General features: G+C 49.2%; 7 protein-coding genes. 3 read left to right on the top strand and 4 right to left on the bottom strand.

Features of this window, described 5'->3' with window-relative positions:
- Both JX312_RS09560 and JX312_RS09555 read right to left on the bottom strand, forming a co-directional pair.
- Positions 1-597: hypothetical protein (locus tag JX312_RS09560; protein ID WP_204457832.1), on the bottom strand; the 597-nt coding region annotated here is incomplete at its 3' end.
- 9 nt (positions 598-606) lie between these two features.
- Positions 607-1,815 (bottom strand): FprA family A-type flavoprotein, encoded by a 1,209-nt coding sequence (locus tag JX312_RS09555; protein ID WP_204457831.1) that lies wholly within the window; start codon positions 1,813-1,815, stop codon positions 607-609.
- Between the two features lie 113 nt (positions 1,816-1,928).
- Here JX312_RS09555 and JX312_RS09550 point away from each other — a divergent pair, with 113 nt between their 5' ends.
- The 3 genes from JX312_RS09550 to JX312_RS09540 all read left to right on the top strand — a co-directional run bounded on the left by JX312_RS09550 (position 1,929) and on the right by JX312_RS09540 (position 3,685).
- Positions 1,929-2,306 carry a DMT family protein gene (locus tag JX312_RS09550; RefSeq protein WP_123404293.1) on the top strand — a complete coding sequence of 126 codons (378 nt, stop codon included), beginning with the start codon at positions 1,929-1,931 and terminating at the stop codon, positions 2,304-2,306.
- A 3-nt stretch (positions 2,307-2,309) separates the two neighbouring features.
- Positions 2,310-3,236: a tRNA-dihydrouridine synthase family protein gene (locus tag JX312_RS09545; protein ID WP_204457830.1), complete on the top strand. Its 927-nt coding sequence runs from the start codon at positions 2,310-2,312 to the stop codon at positions 3,234-3,236.
- A gap of 77 nt (positions 3,237-3,313) precedes the next feature.
- Entirely contained in the window at positions 3,314-3,685 is a 372-nt protein-coding gene (locus JX312_RS09540) for a DUF805 domain-containing protein (protein ID WP_123404109.1), read from the top strand.
- A 26-nt stretch (positions 3,686-3,711) separates the two neighbouring features.
- Here JX312_RS09540 and rpe read toward each other — a convergent pair whose 3' ends face one another.
- Positions 3,712-4,356 (bottom strand): ribulose-phosphate 3-epimerase, encoded by a 645-nt coding sequence (gene rpe, locus JX312_RS09535; RefSeq protein ID WP_204457829.1) that lies wholly within the window; start codon positions 4,354-4,356, stop codon positions 3,712-3,714.
- A gap of 30 nt (positions 4,357-4,386) precedes the next feature.
- On the bottom strand, positions 4,387-4,550 hold a 164-nt coding region (locus tag JX312_RS09530; protein WP_204457833.1), incomplete at its 5' end, for a BRCT domain-containing protein.

Here is a 4,550-nt window from a genome sequence, read left to right as displayed (position 1 = left end):
GCGGCGGAAGAGGGTGGCGTAATATTCCGCCTTGAGTTCCACGGCGAGCGGATAGGCTCGGCTGGTTGACGGCATACGCCATATTTCGAGTTGCCCGGGTGACTCTGATGCATCGGGCGGCGGAACCGCAGCCAGTGTCATTTCTCCCATCCGGGGAATGTCTGTGCCGGTCAGGGCGGCGACGATGCCTGCCGCCTTTTCTCCGGTGGTCGCCACGGCGTGACATCCGGGCATTTCAGAAAGCAATCTGAACAGCGGAACCGGTTCTATGACTTCCAGAAATTTGTCGCTGGCGTTTCCTTTCAGTCTCCGGGCTTTGCGCACTGTGTCGTTGAGCGCGATGCGTTTTTCGGTCATCAGCGAGTGTATCTTGTCTATGTCGTATGTCTTGCGGTCATCGCTGAGCAGCGCGTCTTTGTCGCCAAGGAACAGGAGACCGCATATCTTCCAGAAGTCGTTGGTGCGGTTGGGGTAATAGAAATCCATGCTCCATCGTTTTGCCTGCGGAGGGAAAGTTCCCATTATCAGTACTTTCGCGCCGTCCGGGATGAACGGTTGCCACGGATGTGATTCTATTTCAAGTTCCTTGTTCTCCATATCGTGCCGTTATGCTTCTTCCATTGCTTTCATCGCCTCAGCAACCTGAAGAGCGAATTCCTTGACTTCTACGGGTGTTGAAGCTCCCGCCGACTGCTTCACAAGCAGGGATGCGCTCACAGGCAGTTTCATGCGCTCCGCGTATTCCTTGAGTTTTCCTGTCACTGCGCCTGCCGCCCATGTGAAGTTGCTGAAAGTCGCGAATACTTTGTTTTTGATTTCGCGGGTCTCCATTGCGTTCATGAATGACTCAACTTCGGGGAAGAGACGCATCGAGTATGTCGCGGATCCTACGATGAGCGTGCTGTAGCGGAACGCGTCTGTTATCATGCAGCTCATATCGGAATGCGAGGCATTGTGCATTATAATGCGCTTTATGCCTAAAGCAGCGATCTCGCGTGCAATCATCTCTGCGACTTCGGCGGTGTTGCCATACATCGATCCATATACGATTACAACACCGGGCTCACTCTTATAAGCGGCGAGGCGGGCAACAAGTTCAACGACTTCTGTAATTTTTTCATTCCATACCGGACCGTGGGTAGGGCAGATGTATGAAAGCGGGAGTGCGGCGAGCTTCTGGATGGCTTTCTCCACGAATCTTCCGTATTTGCCTACGATGCAGGAATAATAGCGGTACATCTCGGAGATGTGGACATCTGTTTCCATATCGCGGTCTATAACGGCTCCGTTGAGCGCGCCGAACGTGCCGAACGCGTCTCCGGAGAAGAGAACCCCGGCGTCTTCGACGTATGTCATCATCGTTTCGGGCCAGTGGACCATCGGAGTGAGGTGGAACCGGAGTGTCCTGCCGCCAAGGTCAATGGAATCGCCGTCTTTCACTTCCAGATAACGGTCGGGACCGTCGATGTGATAGAATCCCTTTATCATATCGATTGTCTTTGAGTTGCCCACAATCCTGATGTCGGGGTAAGCCATGACTATTTCCGGTATGGACGCCGAATGGTCAGGCTCCATATGGTTGACCACCAGATAGTCTATCGTGCGGTCGGAGGCGATGGAATCTATGTTGTTGAAATATTGGCGCACTTCCTCGATGCATACCGTGTCAATGAGCGCGAGTTTCTCGTTTCCTGCCACGATATATGAGTTATAGCTCACTCCGTATGGCAATTGCCACAGAGCCTCGAAACGGTGCTTTACGCGGTCGTTGACTCCGACGTAAAATATATCCTTTACAATCTCCTTTATGTTCATGCTCTTAAAATTGAAGTTGTCCGGATCAGCTTCGGACCTCCGGATATTTTGTTTGGTTCAAAGTGCAAAATTACAAAAAAATGCGTAATTTTGTCCTTAAATTCCATATAAGAATGAAAACAGCCATAATAACTATTCTTCTACTCGTTGTTTCGAATGTGTTCATGACTTTCGCATGGTATGGGCATCTGAAGCTGAGCGTAAGCGGAATCTCCAAAAACTGGCCATTGTTTGCAGTTATTCTTTTTTCATGGGGAATAGCTTTGCTTGAATATAGTTTTATGATTCCTGCAAATAAAATGGGGTTTAAGGATAATGGAGGACCGTTCACACTCTTTCAGCTTAAGATTATACAGGAGGTTATAACACTCACTGTTTTCACAGTCATAGCCATGTTGTGTTTCCAAGGTCAGAAATTCCAGTGGAATCATGCCGCATCATATCTTTGTCTTGTGGCGGCAGTGGTTTTCGCTTTTCTTCCGAATAAATAGTTTATGAGTGATTTTATAATAGATGTAGCGCCGGTGCAGGGGCATACGGATGCAGCGTGGAGACATTTCCATAAGAGTATATATGGTGGCTGCCAGAGTTATTACACACCTTTCATCCGTCTGGAAAGAGGTGATTTCCGCAAACATGACCTGAAGGATTATACTTCGGAACTTAATGGAAACCATGAAGTCGCTGCGCAGGTGATATTCAGGGATATGGCAGAGTTGCGTCCGTTGATCGAAGGTCTCGTGGAAAGAGGTGTAAAAAGGATTGACCTTAACACCGGCTGCCCGTTTCCTTTACAGACGGCAAAAGGCAGGGGAGCCGGCTTTATCGCCAACCGTGAGGAATATTTCAGGATTCCGTCTTTGCTTAAGGAGCATGGCGATGTTGAGTTCTCTCTAAAGATGCGTCTTGGTTATTCCGATCCTGATGAATGGCGGGGTGTGATGCCGGCAATCGCCCGCATGCCGTTGAAACATGTGACACTTCATCCGCGTGTTGCGCGGCAGCAGTATGGCGGAGACCTATATCTCGACCGTTTCACCGATTTTCTTGAGGCATGTCCACATCCGGTCGTTTTCAACGGTGATATAAGGACACCGGAAGACATTGAACGTGCAAAGACGAGCTTCCCCGGAATCGCGGGAGTGATGACTGCGAGAGGGGTGCTCGGCCGCCCTTCGCTGATCGCGGAGTTTGAAGAGGGCAAGGAGTGGAGCCGTGAAGAGAGACTGGAAAAGATGCTTCACTTCCATCGTGAATTGCTCTGCCATTATGAATCCACGCTTTGCGGTGATTCTCAGATTCTGTCTAAAATCAAACCGTTCTGGGAGTATGCCGAAGAGGAGATAGGGCGCAAGGCTTGGAAAGCGGTGAAAAAGGCTTCCAACATCGCCAAGTATCATTCGGCAGTGGCGATGATCTGATTCACGGGTGCGAACAATAACGGGTCGAGTCGGTTATAAGAGTAAACAGTATTAATATTTTTTAAAAGACAAAAATTATGACGTTTTCTCAATCTGTCAAGACATGTTTTTCAAAGTATTGTTCTTTCAAAGGACGTGCCTCGCGAAGTGAATACTGGTGGTGGATAGTCTTCACGTTCGTTGTAGCGATCATATTCGGCATTCCATCCGGAATACAAAGCCTCCATGAGTCTTCGGCTTCAGGATTGCCGGTTATCTCATATGTTGTAGGGGCATTGCTTTTACTGCCAAACCTCGGAGTACTGATCCGCCGTCTGCATGATACGGGAAGAAGCGGCTGGTGGTGGCTCATCGGCTTCATACCGTTTTTAGGGAGCATAATACTTATAGTGTTCTGTTGTCAGGCATCGCAGCCTTTCCCCAATCAGTACGGTGTGGTGCCGGAGTGACATATGCGCCTTGGATCCCGGAATGATCAGTATGATTTTAGGGTTGCGATTGCCTCAGCCGGTGACGGAGCCTTGAACACATAACTGCCTGCCACGAGAATATCCGCGCCTGCGTGGGCAAGCTCGCTACCGGTTTTCTGGTTTACCCCTCCGTCTATCTCTATAAGAGCCTTGGAGCCGGTTTTATCAATTAGTTCCCTGAGGCGTCTGACTTTTTCGAGAGTGTGGGGTATGAATTTCTGGCCTCCGAACCCCGGTTCTACCGACATCAGCAAAACCATGTCGAGTTCGGTTATTATGTCTTCCAGAACCGACACCGGGGTTGCGGGGCACAATGTAACGCCTGCCTTCATCCCTGCCTCACGGATATGGCATACGGTGCTGTAGAGATGGGTACAAGTTTCCTGATGAATGTTCATTATGTCGGCTCCCAGATCTCGCACCTGAGAAATCCATTTCTCAGGCTCCACAATCATCAGGTGCACATCAAGGGGTTTTGTGCAGACTTCAGCCACAGCCTCCATCACCGGAAAACCGAATGAAATGTTGGGAACAAACACACCGTCCATCACATCGAGGTGGAGCATGTCTGCCTCGGAATTGTTGATTATCTCTATGTCTTTGCCGAGATTCGAGAAATCGGCTGCCAGTAATGAGGGTGAAACGAGCATCGCTTATAGGTGTTTTATATGTTTATCGTGTCACTTGGATTCAATTATCGAAATGAATTCATCTTCGGAAACCAGCGGAATGCCGAGTTGCCTGCATTTTTCAAGTTTTGCCGGGCCCATGTTTTCTCCCGCCAGTACGAAAGATGTCTTTTTTGATATGCTTCCGGCATTCTTGCCACCTTCACGCATAATGA

It is taken from the genome of Barnesiella sp. CU968 (assembly GCF_905219685.1).
In the GTDB taxonomy this organism is placed as follows: Bacteria; Bacteroidota; Bacteroidia; order Bacteroidales; family Muribaculaceae; genus Lepagella; species Lepagella muris_A.
The sequence above is the reverse complement of the archived record's forward strand: the minus strand, read 5'-3'. Positions and strand labels throughout refer to the sequence as shown.